This is a genomic window from Faecalicatena contorta (assembly GCF_021531995.1).
Classification (GTDB): domain Bacteria; phylum Bacillota; class Clostridia; order Lachnospirales; family Lachnospiraceae; genus Dorea_A; species Dorea_A contorta_A.
Window position 1 is genome coordinate 1 of record NZ_JAFBIZ010000018.1, and the last position, 24,511, is coordinate 24,511.

Here is a 24,511-nt window from a genome sequence, read left to right on the forward strand (position 1 = left end):
GTTTAATTTAAAGAACATTATTGCACATATGATGCATGTGACAAAATAAAGAAGAGGTGAAAATCATGAAAGAAGGAATACATCCAAAATATTATCAGGCAACTGTAACTTGTAACTGTGGTAATACATTCGTAACAGGATCTACAAATGAAGAAATCCACGTAGAAATCTGTTCTAAATGTCATCCATTCTATACAGGACAGCAGAAAGCAACTCAGGCTCGTGGCCGTGTTGATAAGTTCAATAAGAAATACGGAATGGGAAAATAAGTTAGCAAGTAATGGGTTGAGGTTGTTTAATCTCAACCTTTTTTGCACTTTGGGATAAAAGGAGTAATACATGAAATCATCTAATATTGGCGGTCAGGCCGTTCTGGAAGGAATCATGATGAAGCATAAGGATGATTATGCAGTTGCAGTACGTAAGCCGGACGGCGGGATCGAAGTTCAGAAGGAAACGTATCACAGCATCACAGGAAAATGGAAAAAGCTTACGACGATACCGTTTATCAGAGGCGTGTTTAATTTTATAGATTCTATGGTGCTCGGAATTAAGACAATGATGTTTTCTGCAAGCTTTTATGAAGAAGAGGAAGAAGAAAAAGCACTGACAGATGAAGAATCCAGAAGGAAAGAAAAACAGGAAAGTGTTATGATGGGGGCAACTGTGGCAGTTTCTCTTGTGATTGCAATTGCGATTTTTATGGTTCTTCCGTACTTTTTGTCATCACTTTTAAAACCACTGATCGATTCTTATGCTGTGCGAACAGTGATAGAGGGATTCGTAAGAATTGGTATTTTTATCTTGTATGTGCTTCTGATTTCCAGAATGGAAGATATTCAGAGGACATTCATGTACCATGGAGCGGAACATAAATGCATCAACTGCATTGAACATGGCCTTCCACTTACAGTGGAAAATGTAAGAAAGAGTTCCAGACAGCACAAGAGATGTGGAACGAGCTTTTTGTTCTTTGTGCTGGCAATCAGTATCCTTCTTCTTCTGGTGGTACGTGTAGAGTCACTGGCTATGAGAGTGTTTGTCAGGATTGCACTGCTTCCGGTAATTGCAGGAATATCGTATGAAATACTGAGACTTGCCGGACGAAGTGAAAATCCGCTGATCAACCTGCTAAGCAAACCGGGACTGGCAATTCAGAAGATGACGACAAAAGAGCCGGATGATGGAATGATAGAGGTGGCAATTGAGGCGGTAGAAGCAGTGTTTGATTGGAGAGCGTATGAGGAAGAAAACTTTCACACTTCAACAGATATATAAAGAAGGAATCAAAAGGCTTCGAGAAGCAGGGATAAAAGAGGCGGAACTGGATGCATGGTATCTGTTGGAGTTTATTACAGGCACCACAAAGGCTTCTTATTATGGAGAACCTGCAAAAGAAGTGGATGGAGAGAAAGCGCTGGAATATCTGGAATTGATCCGGATTCGGAGCACCAGAGTTCCTCTGCAGCATATCACCGGTGAACAGGAATTTATGGGGTATTCGTTTCAGGTCAATGATCATGTTCTGATCCCGAGACAGGATACAGAGACTTTGGTAGAAGAAGCACTGAAAATATCTTATACGGGAATGAAGGTGCTGGACATGTGTACTGGTTCGGGATGCATTCTTTTAAGCATGGTGAAAATGAAGCCGGGAATTGAGGGGACCGGCTGTGATATCTCTGAAGAAGCGCTAAGGGTCGCGGAAGCGAATCGGAAACGTCTGGAAGTAAGAGCAAAATTTATACAGAGTGATCTGTTTGAGCATATTGAAGATACTTATGATATGATCGTGTCAAATCCGCCATATATCAGAACGGATGTGATTGCAGAACTTCAGGATGAAGTGAGACTGCATGATCCGTGGATCGCACTGGACGGAAAAGAAGACGGGCTCTTTTTTTACAGAAAGATTGTGTGTGAAAGTGGACGATATCTTAAAAAAGGCGGTACTTTACTGTTTGAAATCGGTCATGACCAGGGGAAGGCAGTTTCAGAACTTATGAAGGCTGAAGGATATTCTGACGTGAAGGTAAAAAAGGATCTGGCAGGACTTGACCGGGTAGTAATCGGCATGTACAATAAAGAGTAATGGTGTTTTAAAGCTGGTTAAAAGAAAAAGGATAGAAGATAGATACGAGGAGGAAAAATTATGTTTGATAAATTAGAAGATCTGCTCATTCGCCTGGAAGAAATCTTAAGCGAGCTTCAGGAACCGGATGTTGCAAATGATCCAAACAGGTTCCGTAAATTGATGAAAGAACAGAATGAGCTGACTCCGATCGTGGAGGCATACAAGGAATATAAGGCATGCAAGCAGGCAATCGAGGACAGTCTGGAGATGTTGAATGAAGAAACGGATGAAGAGATGCGTGAACTTGCAAAAGAAGAACTGAATGATGCAAAGAAGAGAGTTGAGGAACTGGAACAGGAACTGAAGATCCTGCTTCTTCCGAAGGATCCGAATGATGATAAGAATGTTATTGTGGAGATTCGCGCCGGTGCAGGTGGAGATGAAGCAGCATTGTTTGCAGCGGAGATATATCGCATGTATCTGCATTATGCTGAAAGCCAGCGATGGAAGGTTGAACTGGTAGAATGCGAAGAAATCGGTATCGGCGGTATGAAAAATGTTACATTTATGATAAATGGCAAGGGAGCATATTCTGTAATGAAGTATGAGTCCGGTGTACATCGTGTACAGAGGGTTCCGGAGACAGAATCCGGCGGACGTATTCATACTTCAACCATTACAGTTGCAGTAATGCCGGAAGCCGAAGATGTAGATATTCAGATCGACGAAAAAGATATTCGTATCGATGTTATGCGTGCATCGGGTAATGGAGGGCAGTGCGTCAATACAACAGACTCCGCAGTTCGTCTGACTCACTATCCGACGGGAATTGTAATTTACAGCCAGACAGAAAAGTCACAGTTGCAGAATAAAGATAAGGCATTCGCACTTTTGCGTGCAAAATTATATGATATGGAATGTCAGAAACGGCATGATGCGGAAGCTGAGGCAAGAAAGAGCCAGATCGGAACAGGAGACCGTTCTGAGAAGATCCGTACTTACAACTTCCCGCAGGGCCGTGTCACAGATCATCGAATCGGCCTTACATTATACAAACTTGACAAAATTATGAACGGTGATATTCAGGAAATCATCGACGCATGCATCGCAGCTGATCAGGCTGCAAAACTTGCAAATATGAACGAATAACACGAACGCGCCAGATATGAAAAAAAGGACGACGCAAATGTATTTGTGTGCGTCTTTTTTTCATATCTGGCATGTGAGTGAAACGAACACCGAGGAGAAGCGGAGCGGATCCGAGGTGCGTTCGAAGGGAAGAGAAACGAACACCGAGGAGAAGCGGAGCGGATCCGAGGTGCGTTCGAAGGGAAGAGAAACGAACATCGAGGAGAAGCGGAGCGGATCCGAGGTGCGTTCGGCATGTGAGTGAAAGGAACACCGAGGAGAAGCGGGGGGAGTATAATGAAAGAAAAACTGAAAAAATTATTTGCATATTACAAACCATATCGCGTCCTGTTTTACAGCGATATGTTATTTGCCATTCTGGGTGCTGTGATTACCCTGATCATTCCCCTGATCGTTCGTTATATAACGAATGAGGTGGTGTATTTTGAAGTCCGGGATGCTGTAAAGATGATCACAGAACTGGGAATAGTTATGATTCTTCTGGTCTTTCTGGAGATTTTCTGTAATTTTTATATCGGATATTTCGGACATATCATGGGAGCAAAGATGGAAGCAGATATGCGAAAGGATATTTTCGGACATTATCAGAAGCTGACTTTTGCTTTCTATGACAACCAGAAAGTCGGACACCTGCTGTCCAGAATCACAAGTGACCTTTTTGATATCAGTGAGCTTCTGCACCATGGACCGGAAGATCTGGTGATCTCTGTAATCAAGATCACAGGTTCTTTTTCGATTCTTCTGATGGTAAATGTAAAGCTTGCACTGATTGCGTTTGCATTTATCCCGATGATGCTTCTGTTTGCTTTTTATTATAATCAAAAGATGAAGGTTGCCTTTAAGAAAAACAGAGAGAAGATTGCGGATATCAATAGCCAGATCGAAGACAGTCTTGCAGGGATCCGGGTGGTAAAATCTTTTGCAAATGAAAAAGTAGAAATGAAAAAGTTCAGTGCGGGAAACAATAATTTTGTGGAAGCGAAAAAACTGAGCTACCGGTATATGGGAATCTACAATTCCGGTCTGGGTGCGATGACCACTTTAATTACGGTAGTGGTTCTTCTGGCAGGAGTAGGAATGATGTTAAATGGAACCGTTGCACTTGCGGATCTGCTGACATTTTTCCTTTATATTAATAATTTTACAGATCCAGTGAAAAAACTTGTCAGTTTTACGGAGCAGTTTCAGAATGGGTATTCCGGATTTGAGCGTTTTCTGGAAATATTGTCGATTGCTCCGGATATTGCAGATAAGCCGGATGCAGAGGCAATGCCCAGGGTGTGTGGAGAGATTGAATTTAAAGATGTATCTTTTGGATACGAGGAGCAGTCTGAAAGAGTGTTAAGACATGTGAATCTGAAAGTAAAGGCGGGCGATTATGTGGCACTGGTTGGACCTTCCGGTGTTGGAAAGACCACACTGTGCAGTCTGATTCCAAGATTTTATGAGGTGTCAGATGGAGCGATTTTCATAGATGGGAAGGATATCCGGGATATCCGGCTGAATGATCTGCGTAATCATATTGGAATCGTGCAGCAGGACGTATATCTCTTTGCAGGAACAATTATGGATAATATCAGGTACGGAAGACCGGAGGCGACGGATGAAGAAGTCATCCGGGCGGCAAGAAATGCCAATGCACATGATTTTATCATGAGTTTTCCGGATGGATATGATACGGATATCGGACAGCGTGGAGTAAAGCTTTCCGGCGGGCAGAAACAGAGACTGTCGATTGCAAGAGTATTTCTTAAGAATCCGCCGATTCTGATTTTCGATGAGGCGACCTCAGCTCTGGATAACGAAAGTGAGCAGGTTGTTCAGAAGTCACTGGAGCATCTGGCGAAGAATCGTACCACATTTGTAATCGCTCACAGATTAACGACCATTCAGAACGCACAGAGAATTCTGGTGTTAACAGAATCGGGGATCGCCGAGGAAGGAACGCATGAGGAATTGCTGGAAAAGAAGGGAATCTATGAGTCATTGTACCATAGAAACTTTGATACAGGCCTGTCCCGGGGCATGTCAAAAGAAGCTGTTATAAAGGATGAATAAGGGGGCTATGTCAGGAATGAATATAAAAAAGAGGATGTCATCGGTAATGTTGATCATTATCATGTTGTGTGGTATGTCTGTAACATCGGTTCTTGCAGATGATGAGAAGAACACAGAAGAAGGGGTAACAATTTTATTTACGCATGATATGCATTCCCATATGGATCCATACAAGGCAGAAGATGAGGATGGACAGACGATTATGATCGGAGGTCTGGGGAAACTGAAGACACTTGCAGATCAGAAGAAGGCAGAGAATCCTGCAACATTTCTTCTGGACGGCGGTGATTTTTCTATGGGAACACTGTACCAGACCATCTATGAAACAGAGGCCTCTGAACTTGCAATGATGGGATATGTCGGCTATGATGCGACAACCTTTGGCAATCATGAATTTGATTATCGGAGTGAAGGAATCAGCAATATGCTGCATGCGGCAGTTCAGAGTGCTGCACAGGATCCGCAGATATCACTTCCGGTTCTTGTCAGTTCGAACATTGACTGGGAAAAGAATACTTCCAGGGACAATCTGATGGTAAAACAGGCGATGGATGAGTATGGTGCTTCTTCCTGTGCTGTGATTGAGCATGGAGGAGTACGAGTGGGCGTGTTTGGTGTCATGGGAGAGGATGCAGATGACTGTGCTCCGGAAAGTGGACTGGAATTTGAAGATATCGTTGAAGCTTCGGAAAAAGCAGTAGATCAGCTTGAGGAAGAAGATGTAGATATGATCGTATGTCTGTCACACAGTGGGACGAATGAGAACAGGAAGAAGTCAGAAGACGAGATCCTTGCAGAGAAGGTACCTGAAATCGATGTGATCATCAGTGGACATACGCATACCATTCTGGAAGAACCTATTCAGTCTGGAGATACGTATATTGTGTCCGGGGGACCGTATTGTGAGAATCTCGGCGAACTTACTCTGACCAGAAATGAAAATGGACGATGGGAAATGAAATCATACAGTCTGAACCGACTGGATGAAACGATAACGATCAATGAAAATGTGGCAGCAAAGCTTGAACAATATAAAAATAAGGTGAATTCAGAATATCTGTCCGGATTCGGATATACATTCGATCAGATCCTGGCAGAGAATGAGATTGAATTTACACAGATGGATGAGTTTGCAGAAACTCTGAAGGAAGATTCTCTCGGGAATATGATTGCAGATGCATATGTATATGCGGTTCAGAAAGCTGAGGGAGACGATTATGAAAAGGTAGACGTGGCAATTGCACCGTCAGGAACCATCCGCGATACCTTCCAAAAAGGGGAGCTGACGGTTTCGGATGCATTTAACGTCTGCTCGCTTGGAATCGGAGCAGACCGGATTCCGGGATATCCACTGGTCAGTGTATATCTGACCGGAAAAGAATTGAAGACAGTAGCAGAGATCGATGTATCGGTGTCACCGCTTATGACATCGGCACAGCTGTATCCGAGCGGACTTAACTGGGTATATAATCCGAACCGGATGATCCTGAACCGTGTGACGGATGTAAAACTGGTAACAAATGTTCCTTATTCCGAAGAAAAGGAATGGGTTACAATCAAGGATGACCAGCTGTATCGTGTGGTGGCAGGTTTATATTCTGCACAGATGCTTGGCTCGGTAGAGGATACTTCGAAAGGAATTCTGAAAATTGTGCCAAAAGATCAAGACGGCAATGCGATTGATGATTTTGAACAGTATATTATTCATGATCAGGGGGGCGCAGAAGTCAAGGAGTGGTATGCGCTTGCATCCTATCTGGAATCTTTTGAAAAGAATCAGGATGGAATCTCACAGATACCTTCTTACTATGGCGAATATGAGGGGAGAAAGTGTGAAAATGACAGTAAAAATGTCATGGATATTCTGAAAAATCCGAATAAAATTGCGGTGATTCTATACATGATTATCCTTGGAATTGTCGTAATTCTGGTTCTTGTAGTCAGGTTTCTCATATGCTATACTAAAAAACATGCAGAGAAAAAGATAAATAAAAGAAGGTAAAATATGGAAGAAATACTATTTAAACGTGCGCAGCTGGAGGATAAGGAGATCATCACCCATTATTTTGAAAATCATACCAGCAGAAGCTGTGAAAGAACATTTGCCAATGTTTTTCTGTGGTCCAGGAAGTATCCGGTTACATGGGCAATTGTGGAACAGGCGCTCGTATTTAAAAGTGAAGATGAAGATCATCTGGCATTCGCATTTCCGGCAGGGGAGCCGGAAAATGTGAAGAAAGCGCTGGAAGTACTAATGGAGTATAGTGCACAGAGAAATGTGCAGTTTCAGATGTATAATGTCACTCCGGAGTATTTTGCACAGCTGGAGGAATGGTATCCCGGAAGATTTCAGATTGAGTATATGCGGGATGATGCGGATTATGTCTATGAGTCAGAAAAACTGGCGACATTATCAGGGAAAAAGCTTCATGGAAAAAGAAATCATATTAATAAGTTTAAGGCGACATATGAAGGTCGCTGGAGTTATGAGAAGATGACTACAGACAATGTGGAAGACTGCTTTCAGATGGCTTTGAAATGGCGTGAGGAAAATGGATGCGAGGAGGATTCGGAGAAACGAAGCGAGATGTGTGTGACTCTGAATTCACTCAGGCTTCTGGAAGAGCTGGACCTTACTGGCGGCGTGCTGCGAATTGATGGGGAGGTTGTTGCTTTTACGATCGGGGAGCCGATCTGTCAGGATACATTTGTAGTTCATATAGAGAAAGCTTTTGCGGATGTACAGGGAGCATATCCGATGATCAATCAGCAGTTTGTTGAGCATGAATGTATGAATTATCAGTATATTAACCGTGAAGAGGATACGGGTGCCGAGGGACTCAGAAAAGCGAAATTATCCTACCGTCCGATATTTATGGTGGAAAAGGGATATGTGACAGAAAAGGAATCTGTGTAAAGAATGCAAGGAGGAATAGACAATGATAGCAGAAAAAATGAAAAACATGGTAGCAAACAGTTCAGCTATTCGTGCAATGTTCGAAGAAGGCAATCGACTTGCAAAAATCTATGGTGCGGAGAATGTGTTTGATTTCAGTCTTGGCAATCCAAATGTGCCGGCACCGGAAGCAGTAAAAAAAGCCATTCTGGAATTGCTGGATGAGACAGATCCTGTGGTTCTTCACGGATATACTAACAGCAACTGTGGATACGCAGATGTCAGAGAAGCTGTTGCAGCATCTCTGAATGAACGTTTCGGAACATCTTTTGAAGGAAAGAACATCGTTATGACGGTCGGAGCTGCCGGAGGACTGAATGTCATATTGAAATCACTGATTAATCCGGGAGATGAGGTGATTGCTTTTGCTCCTTATTTTGGAGAATATCGTTCTTATACCAATAATTACGATGGTGTGCTTGTAGAGATCTCCCCGAATACGGTTGATTTTCAGCCAAAGCTTGATGAATTTGAGCAGAAAATCACACCAAAAACCAAAGCTGTTATTGTAAACACTCCGAATAATCCGACAGGTGTTGTGTATTCGGAAGAGACGATAAAAAAAATGGCAGCTATTATGGAGGCGAAGCAGAAGGAATATGGAACAGATATCTTTCTGATTTCTGATGAACCTTATCGTGAGCTTGCTTATGACGGAGTAGAGGTTCCATATCTTACAAAGTATTATGCGAATACGATCGTTGGATATTCTTACAGCAAGTCCCTGTCTCTTCCGGGAGAACGTATCGGATATCTGGTAATTCCGGATGAGGTAACAGACAGTGCCGATGTTCTGTCTGCAGCAAATGTTGCAACACGAATCCTTGGCTTTGTTAATGCGCCTACTCTTCAGCAGAAAGTAGTTGCAAAGTGTCTGAATGAGAAGACAGATCTCTCTTTCTATGACAGAAACAGAGAAGATCTTTATAATGGTCTGAAAGACTGTGGATTTGAATGTATTAAGCCACAGGGGGCATTTTATCTGTTTGTGAAATCTCCGGTACCGGATGAAAAAGAATTCTGCCAGGCTGCTAAAAAATATAATATACTGATCGTGCCGGGAAGTTCATTTGCCTGTCCGGGATATGTACGACTTGCATATTGTGTATCACACGATACAATTGTGAATTCACTTCCGAAATTCCGGGAACTGGCGAAAGAATATTTCTAGGAGAGAATCATGAAAGCGTTTGAGAAAAATATCCGAAAAGTAGAACCTTATGTGCCGGGGGAACAACCGCAGCGCAAAGTGATAAAACTGAATACCAATGAGAATCCTTATCCTCCTGCACCGGGAGTGACAAAGGCACTGGAAGAGATGGATACTGACCGGTTCAGGCTGTATCCGGATCCGACTGCCGCGTCGCTTGTGGAAGAACTGGCCAGATTCTATCAGGTGAATCCGGATCAGGTATTTGTAGGAGTTGGATCGGATGATGTGCTTTCCATGTGTTTTCTGACATTTTTTAATTCCGAAAAGCCGATTCTGTTTCCGGATATTACATATTCATTCTATAAAGTATGGGCTGATCTGTACAGAATACCGTATGAATGTCAGAAACTGGATGAGAATTTCCGATTGAAAAGGGAAGATTATTATCAAGATAATGGCGGAGTCATCTTTCCAAATCCGAATGCACCGACAGGAATCTATGAAGAGTTGGATGTTGTGGAAGAAATCATTGCACATAACCAGGATGTGGTCGTCATTGTGGATGAAGCTTATGTGGATTTTGCGGGGCGTTCTGCAATCGAATTGATCGATAAATATGACAATCTGATTGTAGTACAGACATTTTCCAAGGCAAGATCCATGGCAGGAATGCGCATCGGGTATGCGATCAGTAACCCGACATTGATCCGATATCTGAATGATGCAAAATATTCATTTAATTCTTATACGATGAATCAGACTTCTCTGGTATGTGGAGTAGAAGCGGTGAAGGATAAGGAATACTTTGAAAATGGGATACGTAAAATTGTAGAGACCAGAGAGTGGGCGAAAGAAGAGTTGAAAAAACTGGGATTTCACTGTCTGGATTCAAAGTCGAATTTTATCTTTGCCATGCATCCGCAGTATGATGCAAAAGAACTGTTTGAAGCTTTGAAAAAGCATGATATCTATGTTCGATTCTGGGGAAGTGAAAGGATAGAGCAGTATATGCGTATCACGATCGGAACCAGAGAAGAGATGGAAGCATTGTTTGCATTTTTTAGAGAATATATGACGAAATAAAGGAGTATTTTATGACTGAAAGTTTAGTACAGGGGATTATTAATGCGCTGAGTGGAAGTGTCAGTAAAGAGGTAATTGTGTTTCTGATATCCATGATCCCAATACTGGAACTTCGAGGAGCATTGCTGGTTGCAGGACCGATTCTGGGTGTGCCGGTCAGTACAGCCATTCCATTGTGTATCATTGGAAATATTATTCCGGTTCCATTTATTCTTCTTTTGATTACACCGATCTTCCGATGGATGAAAGGAACAAAAACATTGAAACCGATGGTTGACCGCCTGGAAGCAAAAGCTATGAGTAAAAGTGATAAGATTGAAAAATATGAATTCTGGGGTCTGGTGCTTTTTGTCGGGATACCGCTTCCGGGAACAGGTGCATGGACGGGGTCTCTGATTGCGGCGCTTCTTGGAATCAAGTTTAAAAAAGCCTTTCCTGCAGTCATAATCGGAATCTGTATGGCAACAGTGATCATGTGGTTTATATCTTATGTACTTCTTGGAGGAGTACATTTACTTGGATAATTATTCAGGATGGAGTGAAGAATTATGTCAATGAGAATTAATAAAGAACTCCCGTCACCTGCAGAATTGAAACGGGAGTATCCGTTATCGGATCAGTTGAAAGAATTAAAACGGCAAAGGGATGCGCAGATCAGAGATATCTTTACCGGCAAATCAGACAAATTTGTTGTAATCATTGGCCCATGTTCTGCAGATAATGAAGAGTCGGTATGTGAATATGTGAACCGTCTGGCTGGAGTGAATGAGAAGGTCAGGGATAAACTGGTTCTGATCCCGAGAATCTACACGAACAAGCCCCGGACAACCGGTGAAGGATATAAAGGTATGCTTCATCAGCCGGATCCGGATAAGGCGCCGGATCTGTACGCTGGAATTCTGGCGATTCGTAAGATGCATATTCGTGCTATGGAAGAGACCGGACTGACGGCAGCAGACGAGATGCTGTATCCTGAAAACAGAAGTTATCTGGATGATATTCTGTCTTATGAAGCAATCGGTGCACGTTCGGTAGAAAATCAGCAGCACAGGCTGACTGCAAGCGGGATGGACATTCCGGTCGGTATGAAAAATCCGACGAGCGGAGACCTGTCTGTAATGCTGAATTCTGTTGTTGCGGCACAGATGGGGCATCGTTTTATCTATCGTGCGACAGATGTTACGACATCCGGAAACGAGCTGGCACATGTCATTCTCCGTGGCGGAGTAGATAAGTATGGCAAATGTATTCCAAACTATCATTATGAAGAATGTGCAAGACTATATGAACTGTATCAGAAAAAGGACCTGAAGAATCCGGCTGCAATTATAGATGCCAACCATTCAAATTCTGATAAAAAGTATAAGGAACAGATCCGTATTGTAAGTGAGGTGCTGCATACCCGCAGATATAATCCGGATCTGAAGAATCTGATTAAAGGCGTCATGGTTGAGAGTTATCTGGTAGAAGGCAGACAGAATATCTGCTCTAATATGGTATATGGACAGTCGATCACAGATCCATGTATCGGGTGGGAAGATACAGAAAAATTAATCTATAAGATTGCTGATGAATGCTAGGTATATTGGAGAAATATGGTATAATAATAAAAATACGTGTATAAGGAGTGATTAATATGGAGAAATTATATGATGTTACCGCATTGGGTGAGATGTTGATCGACTTTACTATGAACGGACAGAGTGAACAGGGCAATAACCTGTTTGAGGCTTGTCCGGGAGGAGCACCCTGTAACGTTCTTGCAATGCTGAATAAACTTGGAAGAAAGACTGCTTTTATCGGAAAAGTAGGAGAAGACCAGTTCGGAAGGCTTCTGAAAGATACAATTGAGGAACTGGGAATCGAAACAAAGGGGCTGATCCTTGATCAGGATATCCATACAACTCTGGCGTTTGTACATACATTTCCGGATGGGGACAGAGAATTCTCCTTCTACCGTAAACCGGGAGCAGACATGATGCTGTCTGAGAATGAGGTGGACTATGATCTGATCCGTCAGTCAAAGATCTTCCACTTCGGAACTCTCTCAATGACGGATGAGCCGGTGAGAACTGCAACGAAAAAGGCACTGGATGTTGCGAAAGAGGCAGGTTGTCTGATTACATTTGACCCGAACTTACGCCCTCCGCTCTGGAATTCTCTGGAGGAAGCAAAGCAACAGATGGAATACGGTTTCCAGTATTGCGATGTACTGAAGATTTCTGATAATGAGATTCAGTTTGTATCCGGAATGGAAGATTATGATGATGGAATTCGCTATCTGCAGGAAAAATACCAGATTCCATTGATCTTTCTGACGATGGGGAAGGAAGGAAGCCGTGCATATTATAAAGGTATGCGTGTAGAACGAGCAGGCTTCCAGGTTAAAGCGATTGAAACGACCGGCGCAGGTGATACATTCTGCGGATGCGCAATTCATGGTGTGCTTACACATGGACTGGAAGGGCTGACAGAAGAAGTCCTGGGGGATATCCTGACATATGCGAATGCAGGGGCAGCTCTGATTACTATGAAGAAAGGTGCAATTCGTTCTATGCCGGATCCGGAAAAAGTTACAGAATTAATCAAAGGATAGTTGCTATATGAGATTACGTAGAATGTTGGCCGTATGGGCAGCAAAGATCAGTGAGAAAGCCAGTGTCCATATCTTTCACCGGCAAGGGGTGACATGGGCCGGAAAGATTGCACTTAAGATCGATCCGAACATCCTGAAAGAACTGGCAGGTCAGGTAAAAAAGGATATTTTTATCGTATGCGGCACCAATGGAAAGACCACGACTAATAATATGTTGTGTGCTGCATTGGAAGAAGAGGACTGTCGGGTGGTCTGCAACCATACCGGTTCAAACATGCTTAACGGAGTGGTAGCTGCTTTTGCACTGAGTGCCGACCTGGGAGGAAATTTAAACGCGGATTACGCTTGTATTGAGATTGATGAGGCTTCTACGAGAAGAGTATTTCCGCATTTTAAACCGGATTATATGGTGCTTACCAATCTGTTCCGGGATCAGCTTGACCGTTATGGCGAGATTGATATTACAATGAATATCCTGAAGGAAGTGATGCAGAGTGCACCTGAGATGAAAGTGATTGTCAATGGAGATGATGCGTTGTCTGCATACCTTGCCATGGATAGTGGTAATCCGTATATTACCTATGGAATCAGTGAAAAAGTGGTGGATGATAAAGATTCCCATGAGATCAGAGAAGGAAGGTTCTGTAAAAAATGCGGAGCACAGCTTGAATATCATTTTTACCATTACAGCCAGCTGGGGGATTATGTCTGCACAAACTGTGATTTTAAGAGGCCGGAGATTCAGTATGATGCTTCCGGAATAGAGATCGGTGATCATCTTGCGTTCCAGGTGGAAGGCCGAAGATTTGAGGCCAATTACAAAGGATTCTATAATGTATATAATATTCTTGCGGCATATGCGGCAGGGAGAACTGGTGGACTGTCTCTGACACATTTTCAGGACATGCTGTCCAGGTTCAATCCGGAAAATGGACGTATGGAACAGTTTCGCCTGAAGGATACGAAGGTGGTGCTGAACCTGGCAAAAAATCCGGCAGGATTCAATCAGAATATTTCTGCTGTTATGCAGGATGAGACGCTGAAAGATGTTATTATCGTGATCAACGATAATGCCCAGGACGGAACAGACGTGTCCTGGCTGTGGGATGTTGATTTTGACCGGTTCAAAGGGGCAAATGTGAATTCCATCACGGTCAGCGGAATTCGTTGTCAGGATATGCGTCTTCGTATGAAATATGTGGATATTCCGTCCATGCTGGAAGCAGATGTGGAAAAAGCAATCTGTGAAAGAGTGGAAAATGGCTGCGGCAATCTGTATGTGCTGGTGAATTATACGGCACTGTTCAGTACTCGTAATGTTTTAAAGAGACTGGAGGGAACGTATTAATGGATAGAAAGGACATGAAGATTACGATCGGGCATCTTTATCCGGATCTTCTGAATCTTTATGGAGACCGTGGAAATATTGCCTGCCTGATGCAGCGGTGTATCTGGAGAGGTATTGATGCCGAGACGATAGAATTTAACACCGGAGATGTGATAGATTTTTCAAAACTGGATATTGTACTTCTGGGAGGTGGTTCTGACCGCGAACAGGCGATCGTCTGTAAAAATCTTCTGGAAATAAGAGAACAGTTCAGGGAATATGTGGAAGATAACGGTGTTGTAATCGCGGTTTGCGGAGGATATCAGCTGCTTGGGAAATATTATAAAACAGATGCCGGTATGATAGAAGGATTGAATCTGGTGGACATCTATACCGAGCAGGAAGAAGGACGCCTGATTGATAATATTGTGCTCAAAAGTCAACTGGTGGATATGCCGGTAGTGGGATTCGAGAATCATGGAGGCAGAACTTACCTGAATGATAATCAGCCGTTTGGAAAGGTGTTGTATGGTTCCGGAAATGACGGGAAAAGCGGATATGAAGGAGTCGTATATAAAAATGTAATCGGAACATACCTTCATGGTCCTCTGCTTCCGAAGAATCCACAGGTCAGTGATTATCTGATCCGGAAAGCACTTGAAAGAAAGTATGGATCTGTAGAGTTAACGCCTCTGGATGACAGTCAGGAGAGAGAGGCCAATGACTATATATACCACAGATTTGTAAAAGAATAATCATGACTGTGATTTGTTGTCACGCAATTCCAGGAAACTCGAATATTCCAGCAGATCTTTTCTGGAACGTGAAGACAGGCGATGGTATCTGGATAATAAAGCGCTCTCCTCATCAGACAGTGTGCTGTTTTGAGACGGCGTAATCTGGACGAATTCATCATCGAGAAGGTAGTCTACAGAGACATGAAAGAGATTGGCAATTGCCGTCAGCTTTTCGTGAGAGGGCTGGCGGTTCTTTGTCTCATAGCCCGCGATTGTGGAACGTGCTACATTCAGACGTTTTGCAACATATTCCTGAGTCATTTCATTTTCAAGACGCAATCTTTTTAATTTCTCTGCAAATGACATGGCTGTAACCTCCTCGTTTGTTTGGTATATTTTACCAATTGTTGCGTTATACAACATAAAAAGTGTCAAATATCAACAAAGTGTTGCACATGAGTCGCGGATTGGAACAGAAATGTGAGCACGTGTTATCAGCCTGGAAAAAAGGAGTGCATTCAGATGAGAGTTGAACGATTTAAAATGGAAAGAGAAGGACTTGTAGAAGAAGGGCAGGAAGTAGTGATCAGTGAAAGAAGTGCCGTGACGGGACAATATACTTATCTGGTAGAACCATCTGTTGCAATGTCCGGAATATACAGAACCAGACAGAGAATCAGATCCCGCAAAGGAAAGATACAGAAAATAGAAAAAACGCAGAGAGGCTATTATCTGCTTGTAGAGCTGGATGAGTGACAGATATGAAACATCTTTTGAGCCGTTGACACTGATCGGAAAAGTTCATATAATTTGTAGTGAAGAGATTCTTCTTGAAAAAGAATAGAAAGAAAGGAAATGGATAGATGATAATTGCAAAAAATGATGAGGCTAAAAGAAGTAAAATATGGATGATCGTTACGACGGTCTCATCTGTCCTGGTCATTGTGATCGCGATATTTCTTTTGACAAAGATGTTTACCGGTAATCCGCTGGAAGGAAAATGGGCAGATGAAGATGGCAATATGAATCTTACAATTGAAAGGGAGGGTTCTGTGATTGTGAATCTTCCGGAGATCGGTGAGGAAGACAGCATAGATGTTGTAATGGAGTATACCCTGGATATCAATGAAAAGACGATTACCATTAAAGAAGATAAAGGAGCGCTCAGGGAGGCTGCGGAGCAGTCAGACGGACAATATACAGAGGAAACACTGGAAAATGCAGTCAGCCCGATTGTAACTACGTTTGATTACAGTGTAGAGCAGGATCAACTGATATTGACAGAGCGAGAATTCGGTGATCAGATGATATTCATAAAAGAGTAAAGGTAATACACCCCTCTGTGCCCACCCGGTTGATCCGGAGGCTGTCGGAGGGGTATTTCACTGCTGAAAGGAAAAGGTGTGATAGGATGAAAAGAAATGAGACAAAAAAGCTGCAGATTGGCAATGTATGGATCGGAGGCGGAGAACCGATTGCAATTCAGTCTATGACAAATACCCGGACAGAAGATGCAGAAGCGACCATTGCGCAGATTCTGGCGCTTGAGAAGGAAGGATGTGAAATTATCCGCTGTGCAGTTCCTACGGAGGAAGCGGCAAAAAGTATAAAGAAAATCAAAGAAAATATTCATATTCCTCTGGTGGCAGATATTCATTTTGATTACCGGCTGGCAATTGCGGCAATTGAAAATGGAGCAGATAAGATCAGGATCAATCCGGGTAATATCGGAGATGAGAGCAGAGTAAGAGCTGTTGTTGAGAAGGCGAAGGAATATGGAGTTCCGATCCGTGTGGGAGTAAACAGTGGATCGCTGGAAAAAGTGTTGGTTGAAAAATATGGTGGTGTGACAGCTGAAGGTCTGGTGGAGAGTGCAATGGACAAGGTACGGATGATCGAGCGTATGGGATACGATAAATTGGTCGTAAGTATCAAGTCATCCGATGTGATGATGTGTGTGAAAGCACATGAATTGATTGCAGAAAAATGTCCATATCCGCTTCATGTCGGAATTACAGAATCCGGAACACTGCTTGCAGGTAATATTAAGTCATCCATTGGTCTCGGACTGATTCTGAATCAGGGAATCGGTGATACGATTCGTGTATCCCTGACGGGAGATCCTGCAGAGGAGATCAAATCTGCAAAGCTGATTCTTCGGACACTGGGACTTCGCAAAGGTGGAATAGAAGTGGTATCCTGTCCAACCTGCGGACGCACAAAGATCGATCTGATCGGTCTGGCCAACCAGGTAGAAGAGATGGTACAGGATATTCCGCTGGATATTAAGGTTGCAGTTATGGGATGTGTGGTGAACGGCCCGGGTGAGGCAAAGGAAGCGGATATTGGAATTGCAGGCGGAATCGGGGAAGGTCTGCTGATAAAAAAAGGAGAAATTGTCAAAAAGGTAAAAGAAGATCAGTTGTTAGAAACATTGAGACAGGAGTTGTTGCACTGGAATGAGTAAACCATTCTTTGAAGTATTTCCGACATTAAAACTGAATGATGAGAATCGACTGATGCTGGAAGGAGTTGAAGTGACAAAGGTTGCCACAAACTCCAACCGTGATTATATTAAAGTGTATCTGTACAGCAGGCATCTGATTCAGAAGAAACAGATATATGAGACAGAGCGTATGTTGAAGGAGCAACTGTTCGCAAAGAGTCGTGTGCAGGTATCCATCCAGGAACAGTATGAGTTGTCAGAACAGTATACACCGGAAAATCTGATGGATGAATATTATGACAGTCTGCTTCTGGAGCTGGATCAGAAAAGTGTGGTCGAAAGAAGTATGCTTCAGAGTGCAGAGTATGAATTTACAGACGGGAATATTCTCTGCCTGAAACTGATAGATTCTATTGTGGCGCAGGGGAAGAAAGATGATCTGTCTTCTTATCTGACGAAAGTGTTCCAGGAAAGATTTCAGCGCCCGATTGAAGTGAGAGTCCTGTATGAAAAACCAAAAGAGAGCAAGCTGAAATACAACGAGATAAAGCTTCAGCAGGAAGTAGATGCGATTCTGGAACAATCGGCCGCAGTCCGTGAAGAAAAGGAACAGAAACGCAGAGAAAAAGATGAAAAATCAGAAAAGAAGCAGAAAGATCAGAAAGCAGTTGTCAGTGGTTCTTCCGGTGCGTCCGGCGGTTCCGGGAAAGGGTTTGGCGGATTTGGAAAGAAGGATGGATATTCCTATTCCAGAAAAGCTTCCGATGATCCGAATCTGATCTATGGACGTGATTTTGATGATGAAACGATCGAACTTAAAAATGTTGTCGGTGAGATGGGTGAGATTGTGATCCGCGGTAAGGTCATCAGCTTTGATACGCGTGAGATCCGCAATGAAAAGACGATTATAATGTTTGCTGTGACAGATTTTACAGATACGATTATGGTGAAAATGTTTGTCAGAAATGATCAGCTTGCAGATATTCTGGGAGATATCAAACCTGGTGCTTTTTTAAGGATCAAAGGAGTTACAACGATCGACAGATTTGATGCGGAACTGACGATCGGATCGGTTGTGGGAATCAAAAAGTTAAATGATTTTACAGTGGCCAGAGTAGATACCTCACCGGAAAAACGTGTGGAACTTCACTGTCATACCAAGATGAGTGATATGGATGGCGTATCAGATGTAGGAGCATTGTTAAAACGTGCACATGACTGGGGACACAAAGCACTTGCGATTACTGATCATGGTGTGGTACAGGCATTTACGGATGCCAATCATTATGTTGAGAACCTGGATAAAGACGATCCGTTCAAGGTGATTTATGGGGTGGAAGGTTATCTGGTAGATGATCTTACGGACGTTGCTGTGAATGAAAAAGGACAGTCTCTGGAAGGCACTTATGTGGTATTTGACCTGGAAACGACCGGGTTCAGTCCGATCAAGGACAAGATCATTGAGATCGGAGCGGTAAAAGTGGAACAGGGTCAGATTACAGAGAAATTCAGCACATTTGTGAATCCGAAGATTCCGATTCCGTTTCAAATCACACAGCTGACCAGTATTACAGATCAGATGGTGATGGATGCGCAGGATATCGAGACGGTTCTTCCGCAGTTCCTTGCGTTTGTGGGAGATGCAGTGCTGGTGGCACACAATGCTTCTTTTGATGTAAGCTTCATTGAGCAGAACTGCAGATATCAGGATATTCAGCCGGATTTTACTTCCGTGGATACGGTAGCACTGGCCAGAATTCTGCTTCCTACATTGTCAAAATATAAGTTGAATGTTGTTGCAAATGCATTACATATTTCTCTGGAAAATCATCATCGTGCGGTAGACGATGCGGGTGCGACCGCAGAGATTTTTGTCAAATTTGTGGAAATGCTGCGAGAGCGCGGTATCAACGATCTGACGAAATTGAATCAGTTTGGAGCACATAATGCGGATGCAGTAAAAAAGCTTCCGTCGTATCACGTGATCATCCTCGCACAAAATGAGGTGGGACGTGTGAATCTGTATACACTGATCTCCAAATCTCATCTGGATTACTATGCCAGAAGACCTAGAATACCAAAGAGTGAGTTGTCGAAATACAGGGAAGGGTTGCTGGTCGGAAGTGCCTGTGAGGCCGGAGAATTATATCAGGCAATTCTAAATGATAAGTCAGAAGAAAGAATTGCAAGGATCGTTCATTTTTATGATTACCTGGAGATCCAGCCGCTTGGCAATAACCGCTTTATGATTGCCAGTGAGAAGATCACAAAAGTACAAAATGAAGAAGATCTCAAAGAGATTAACCGAAAAATTATTCAACTGGGTGAAAAGTTCAACAAACCTGTGGTAGGAACCTGCGACGTACATTTCATGGATCCGGAAGATGAGGTGTACCGGCGTATTATTATGGCCGGAAAAGGGTTCAGTGATGCAGACGAACAGGCGCCGCTTTATCTGCGTACAACGGATGAGATGTTGGAGGAATTTGAATATCTTGGGTCTGCCAAAGCAAAGGAGATCGTAATCGATAATCCCAATAAGATTGCAGATATGATTGATAAGATCACACCGGTCCGTCCGGATAAATGTCCGCCGGTCATCCCGGATTCAGATAAGATGTTAAGGGAGATCTGTTATAATAAAGCGCATTCCATGTATGGGGAAAATCTGCCTGAAGTGGTTACAGAACGACTGGAAAGAGAGTTGAATTCCATTATATCCAACGGATTTGCCGTGATGTATATCATTGCACAGAAACTGGTGTGGAAATCTGTAGAAGACGGATACCTGGTAGGATCCAGAGGATCTGTCGGGTCTTCTTTTGTTGCTACAATGGCAGGAATCACGGAGGTCAACCCGCTAAGCCCGCATTATTACTGCAAAAAGTGTCATTACAGTGACTTTGATTCGGAAGAGGTAAAGGCATTTGCAGGTGGATGCGGATGGGACATGCCGGATAAGGTGTGTCCGGTATGCGGAGAAAAGCTTACCAAGGATGGATTTGACATCCCATTCGAGACGTTTCTGGGATTCAAGGGGAATAAGGAGCCGGATATCGACCTTAACTTTTCCGGTGATTATCAGAGTAACGCACACAAGTATACAGAAGTCATCTTCGGAGCCGGACAGACATTCCGGGCCGGAACGGTCGGAACACTTGCTGATAAGACGGCTTTTGGATATGTAAGGAATTATTTTGAAGAACGTGGGCAGAGAAAGAGAAAATGTGAGATTGACCGTATCGTTCTTGGCTGTACCGGAATCCGCAGAAGTACGGGACAGCATCCGGGAGGTATCATTGTACTTCCGCTGGGCGAGGAGATCAATTCCTTTACGCCGGTACAGCACCCTGCCAATGATACAACGACGGACATTATAACGACGCACTTTGATTATCATTCCATCGACCACAACCTGTTAAAGCTGGATATTCTGGGGCATGATGATCCAACCATGATCAAAACGCTGGAAGAGTATATCAGCTCACCGGAAATGGATAATGAATATAATGAGACAGATAACCGTTTTGATGCAACAAAGATTCCACTGGATGATAAGGATGTAATGGCTTTGTTTCACGGGACAGAGGTACTTGGAATTACCCCGGATGATATCGGGGGATGTCCGGTCGGATGTCTTGGAATTCCAGAGTTTGGTACGGACTTTGTTATTCAGATGGTGGTGGATACCAAACCGCAGACGATCTCAGATCTGATCCGTATCTCAGGATTGTCTCATGGAACGGATGTGTGGCTGAACAATGCACAGGAACTGATCAAGAGTGGAAAAGCAACGATTTCTACAGCTATCTGTACACGAGATGATATTATGACCTACCTGATCAACAAAGGGATGGACAGTGAAGAATCCTTTACCATCATGGAACGCGTCCGTAAAGGAGCTGTGGCAAAAGGAAAATGCAAGGAATGGCCGGATTTTAAAAAGGATATGACAGAGCATGGTGTGCCGGACTGGTATATCTGGTCCTGTGAAAAGATCAAATATATGTTCCCGAAAGCGCATGCAGCGGCGTATGTCATGATGGCTTATCGAATTGCTTATTGTAAGATCAATTATCCGCTGGCATATTATGGGGCTTATTTTGGAATTCGTGCAGATGCATTTTCTTATGAGATTATGTGTCAGGGAAAAGAAAAGCTGCAGTATTATATTGATGATTATAATCGGAGATCTGCGACCCTCAGCAAGAAAGAACAGGATACTATGAAGGATATGCATATTGTACAGGAGATGTATGCCAGAGGCTATGAATTTGAACCACTGGACATATACAGGGCGCAGGCAACGAAGTTCCTGATCGTAGACGGAAAATTGATGCCGCCGCTTTCGAGTATTGACGGTATGGGGGAAAAGGCGGCCGAAGCAGTTCAGGAGGCCTCAAAAGATGGAAAATATCTGTCCCTTGATGACTTTCGTCAGAGAACCAAGGCGAGTAAAACAGTCATTGATTATATGGTGGAACTGGGAATTCTGGCAGACTTGCCGGCTTCAAACCAGTTATCGCTATTTGATTTTTCATAATGAAGAATACAAAGGATAAAAGAAGGAGAAAGTTATGTGGTTATTATATGCGGTTGGTTCTTCGTTTTTTGCCGGGATTACGGCAATTCTTGTCAAAATAGGTGTACAGGACACAGATTCACACCTGCTGACGGCACTTAGGACAATTGTTGTATTGGCATTTTCCTGGATGATGGTTTTCCTTGTGGGATCACAGGGGTCGCTGCGTGAAGTGTCTGTGAAAACGCTGGTGTTCCTGTGTGTATCAGGAGTCACAACCGGGGCATCCTGGATCTGCTATTTTCATGCACTTCAGATTGGGGACATTAATAAGGTTGTGCCCATTGATAAGTCCAGTGTTATATTGACGATTCTTCTGGGAGTCATTTTTCTTGGAGAACCTATGAATCTGCTGAAAGCGGTATGCGTGGGTTTGATTGCAGCAGGAACGTACCTGATGATTGAAAAAAAGGATACATCCGGAGAAAATTCTCAAAAAGCCAAAAGTGCGATTTTCTATGCGATATTATCGGCAGTATTTGCTTCGTTGACAGCCATATTAAGCAAAGTCGGAATCGTGGGGATCGAGTCAAACCTTGGAACTGCGATCCGAACCATTGTTGTTCTGATTATGGCATGGATCATTGTGCTTGCAGGAGGAAAGCAGAGGAAGATCAGATCAATTACAAAGAAAAGCTGGGTATATATTGGATTATCCGGGATTGCAACCGGAATGTCATGGCTCTGTTATTACAGAGCACTTCAGGACGGACCGGTCAGTGTGGTTCTTCCGATTGATAAGCTGAGTATTCTGATTTCTATTGGATTTGCATATCTTGTGTTTGGAGAAAAATTAACCAGAAAGTCCGCAACTGGTCTTGTATTGATTGTTGTCGGAACATTGGGAATGGTGATATAGAAAAGAGGTTACAGTAACAGATGAAACTGAAAAATCAATACAAAGGGATATTTTATATCGTCATATCGGCGTTTTGTTTTGCGCTTATGAACATGTTTGTACGAATGTCAGGTGATCTTCCGTCCGTACAGAAAAGTTTTTTCCGGAATCTGGTGGCAGCAGTATTTGCGGGAATAATTCTGGTGAGGGAAAGATCGGTGTTTCGATGGAAAAAGGATCATCTGATCTGTCTGCTTCTGAGATCAATTTTTGGAACTATTGGAATCTTGTGTAATTTTTATGCGGTAGATCATCTGGTACTTGCAGATGCTTCAATGCTGAATAAGATGTCTCCGTTTTTTGCGGTTGTTTTCAGTTATCTTCTTTTAAAAGAAAAAGTAACATGGAAACAGGCAATGATCGTAATCGGGGCTTTTGCAGGAAGTATGTTCGTGATTAAGCCCACCATTACGAATATGGATCTGGTTCCGTCACTCATAGGTCTTATGGGAGGAATCTGCGCGGGTGCTGCCTATACGATGGTGCGAAAGCTTGGTGAGATGGGGGAAAAAGGACCGTTTATCGTGTTCTTCTTTTCTTCATTTTCCTGTCTTTCATTACTCCCCTATCTTCTTTTCCATTATCATCCGATGACGGGAATACAGATAGTGGTGCTTCTGCTTGCAGGACTTTCTGCGGCGGGAGGACAGTTTTCTATTACGGCAGCGTACTGTTATGCACCGGCGAGAGAGATATCCGTGTTTGATTATTCTCAGATTATATTTTCTTCGCTCCTGGGATTTTTAGTATTCGGGCAGGTGCCGGATGCTCTCAGCTGGTTGGGATATGGGATTATACTGATTATGGCGGTGTTGATGTTTTTGCATAACAATCGAGGAGAAAGAGTATGAAACAGTCACAGATTACATCCTGGTGTCATGAGATATTAAGGTCCCAGGCAGTGAGAGAGGGGTTCTACATCGATGCAACTATGGGAAAGGGATATGATACGCTGTTTCTGTGTGAACTTGCAGGGAAAACGGGCCATGTTCTGGCATTTGATATCCAGGATGAAGCAATAAAGGAAACAAAAAAACGGCTAAAAGAACATTGTTGCCTGCAGAAGGCAGAATTGATAAAAGATGGTCATGAGCATATGGATCAATACGCGCATGGTGATACGGCAGATGTGATCTGTTTTAACTTTGGATATCTTCCCGGAGGAGATCATCAGATTGCAACGAAAGCACAGACCAGCGTGCCAGCAATAAAAAAGGGGCTCGAAATATTGAAAAAAGGCGGACTGATGAGTCTGTGCATCTACAGTGGAGGAGATACCGGATATGAAGAGAAAGAGGCAATACTTCAGTTTCTGAAGGAGCTTCCGGCAAGAGAGTATACGGTGATCGCCAATGAGTACTATAACCGGAGCAATGACCCTCCGATGCCGGTATTTATATTTAAAAGATAGTTTGACATTGTCGGGAAATTGCGTTATGCTGAAAATGTCCA

Annotated in this window: 22 protein-coding genes; 21 read left to right on the forward strand and 1 reads right to left on the reverse strand. The window is 43.1% G+C overall.

The annotated features are described in order from the left end of the window. Nucleotides 1-65 precede the first annotated feature (65 nt). The 14 genes from rpmE (at nt 66) to JQM82_RS04030 (ending at nt 15,151) form a co-directional block, all read left to right on the forward strand. Complete coding sequence (gene rpmE, locus JQM82_RS03965; RefSeq protein WP_235248735.1) at nt 66-269, forward strand: 50S ribosomal protein L31; 204 nt, start codon at nt 66-68, stop codon at nt 267-269. 70 nt (nt 270-339) lie between these two features. After that, a complete protein-coding gene (locus JQM82_RS03970; protein WP_235248736.1) occupies nt 340-1,278 on the forward strand; it encodes a DUF1385 domain-containing protein in 939 nt (312 codons plus the stop codon). Then, nucleotides 1,241-2,092, forward strand: coding sequence for a peptide chain release factor N(5)-glutamine methyltransferase (prmC, locus tag JQM82_RS03975; RefSeq protein ID WP_235248737.1), 852 nt, complete (start codon nt 1,241-1,243; stop codon nt 2,090-2,092). The genes JQM82_RS03970 and prmC overlap by 38 nt, the downstream gene beginning before the upstream one ends. A 60-nt stretch (nt 2,093-2,152) precedes the next feature. Beyond that, the gene (prfA, locus tag JQM82_RS03980; protein WP_235248738.1) at nt 2,153-3,223 is read left to right on the forward strand and encodes a peptide chain release factor 1; all 1,071 of its coding nucleotides are present in this window, start codon (nt 2,153-2,155) and stop codon (nt 3,221-3,223) included. Nucleotides 3,224-3,499: 276 nt separating this feature from the next. After that, a complete protein-coding gene (locus JQM82_RS03985) occupies nt 3,500-5,281 on the forward strand; it encodes an ABC transporter ATP-binding protein (RefSeq protein WP_235248739.1) in 1,782 nt (593 codons plus the stop codon). A gap of 16 nt (nt 5,282-5,297) precedes the next feature. Further along, nucleotides 5,298-7,283 carry a bifunctional metallophosphatase/5'-nucleotidase gene (locus tag JQM82_RS03990; RefSeq protein ID WP_235248741.1) on the forward strand — a complete coding sequence of 662 codons (1,986 nt, stop codon included), beginning with the start codon at nt 5,298-5,300 and terminating at the stop codon, nt 7,281-7,283. Nucleotides 7,284-7,286: 3 nt separating this feature from the next. Then, nucleotides 7,287-8,198, forward strand: coding sequence for a DUF2156 domain-containing protein (locus JQM82_RS03995; protein WP_235248742.1), 912 nt, complete (start codon nt 7,287-7,289; stop codon nt 8,196-8,198). 22 nt (nt 8,199-8,220) lie between these two features. Continuing rightward, nucleotides 8,221-9,408: a pyridoxal phosphate-dependent aminotransferase gene (locus JQM82_RS04000; protein WP_235248743.1), complete on the forward strand. Its 1,188-nt coding sequence runs from the start codon at nt 8,221-8,223 to the stop codon at nt 9,406-9,408. Between the two features lie 9 nt (nt 9,409-9,417). After that, a complete protein-coding gene (hisC, locus tag JQM82_RS04005; RefSeq protein ID WP_235248744.1) occupies nt 9,418-10,473 on the forward strand; it encodes a histidinol-phosphate transaminase in 1,056 nt (351 codons plus the stop codon). 11 nt (nt 10,474-10,484) lie between these two features. Next, nucleotides 10,485-10,997, forward strand: coding sequence for a COG2426 family protein (locus tag JQM82_RS04010; RefSeq protein ID WP_235248745.1), 513 nt, complete (start codon nt 10,485-10,487; stop codon nt 10,995-10,997). Between the two features lie 24 nt (nt 10,998-11,021). After that, the gene (locus tag JQM82_RS04015) at nt 11,022-12,053 is read left to right on the forward strand and encodes a 3-deoxy-7-phosphoheptulonate synthase (RefSeq protein WP_235248746.1); all 1,032 of its coding nucleotides are present in this window, start codon (nt 11,022-11,024) and stop codon (nt 12,051-12,053) included. Between the two features lie 56 nt (nt 12,054-12,109). Next, nucleotides 12,110-13,069: a carbohydrate kinase family protein gene (locus JQM82_RS04020; protein ID WP_235248748.1), complete on the forward strand. Its 960-nt coding sequence runs from the start codon at nt 12,110-12,112 to the stop codon at nt 13,067-13,069. Nucleotides 13,070-13,076: 7 nt separating this feature from the next. Further along, a complete protein-coding gene (locus tag JQM82_RS04025) occupies nt 13,077-14,417 on the forward strand; it encodes a Mur ligase family protein (RefSeq protein WP_235248749.1) in 1,341 nt (446 codons plus the stop codon). A gap of 14 nt (nt 14,418-14,431) precedes the next feature. Beyond that, the gene (locus JQM82_RS04030) at nt 14,432-15,151 is read left to right on the forward strand and encodes a type 1 glutamine amidotransferase (RefSeq protein ID WP_235248769.1); all 720 of its coding nucleotides are present in this window, start codon (nt 14,432-14,434) and stop codon (nt 15,149-15,151) included. Here the strand turns inward: JQM82_RS04030 and JQM82_RS04035 are convergent, their stop codons facing one another. Beyond that, entirely contained in the window at nt 15,152-15,499 is a 348-nt protein-coding gene (locus JQM82_RS04035; RefSeq protein ID WP_235248750.1) for a helix-turn-helix transcriptional regulator, read from the reverse strand. It abuts the gene before it with no gap. A 156-nt stretch (nt 15,500-15,655) separates the two neighbouring features. On the opposite strand from JQM82_RS04035, the gene JQM82_RS04040 reads away from it, so the two are divergent. The 7 genes from JQM82_RS04040 to JQM82_RS04070 all read left to right on the forward strand — a co-directional run bounded on the left by JQM82_RS04040 (nt 15,656) and on the right by JQM82_RS04070 (nt 24,470). Then, nucleotides 15,656-15,889 (forward strand): hypothetical protein, encoded by a 234-nt coding sequence (locus JQM82_RS04040; protein WP_235248751.1) that lies wholly within the window; start codon nt 15,656-15,658, stop codon nt 15,887-15,889. A 107-nt stretch (nt 15,890-15,996) separates the two neighbouring features. Further along, nucleotides 15,997-16,458, forward strand: coding sequence for a hypothetical protein (locus tag JQM82_RS04045; protein ID WP_235248752.1), 462 nt, complete (start codon nt 15,997-15,999; stop codon nt 16,456-16,458). An 86-nt stretch (nt 16,459-16,544) separates the two neighbouring features. Beyond that, nucleotides 16,545-17,600 (forward strand): flavodoxin-dependent (E)-4-hydroxy-3-methylbut-2-enyl-diphosphate synthase, encoded by a 1,056-nt coding sequence (gene ispG, locus JQM82_RS04050; protein WP_235248753.1) that lies wholly within the window; start codon nt 16,545-16,547, stop codon nt 17,598-17,600. Continuing rightward, nucleotides 17,593-22,122, forward strand: coding sequence for a PolC-type DNA polymerase III (locus JQM82_RS04055; RefSeq protein WP_235248754.1), 4,530 nt, complete (start codon nt 17,593-17,595; stop codon nt 22,120-22,122). The genes ispG and JQM82_RS04055 overlap by 8 nt, the downstream gene beginning before the upstream one ends. 34 nt (nt 22,123-22,156) lie before the next feature. Beyond that, nucleotides 22,157-23,020 (forward strand): EamA family transporter, encoded by an 864-nt coding sequence (locus JQM82_RS04060; RefSeq protein WP_235248755.1) that lies wholly within the window; start codon nt 22,157-22,159, stop codon nt 23,018-23,020. 20 nt (nt 23,021-23,040) lie between these two features. Next, complete coding sequence (locus JQM82_RS04065; protein WP_235248756.1) at nt 23,041-23,910, forward strand: DMT family transporter; 870 nt, start codon at nt 23,041-23,043, stop codon at nt 23,908-23,910. Beyond that, nucleotides 23,907-24,470 (forward strand): tRNA (mnm(5)s(2)U34)-methyltransferase, encoded by a 564-nt coding sequence (locus JQM82_RS04070; RefSeq protein WP_235248757.1) that lies wholly within the window; start codon nt 23,907-23,909, stop codon nt 24,468-24,470. Before JQM82_RS04065 ends, JQM82_RS04070 begins: the two co-directional genes overlap by 4 nt. The last annotated feature ends 41 nt before the right edge of the window (nt 24,471-24,511 follow it).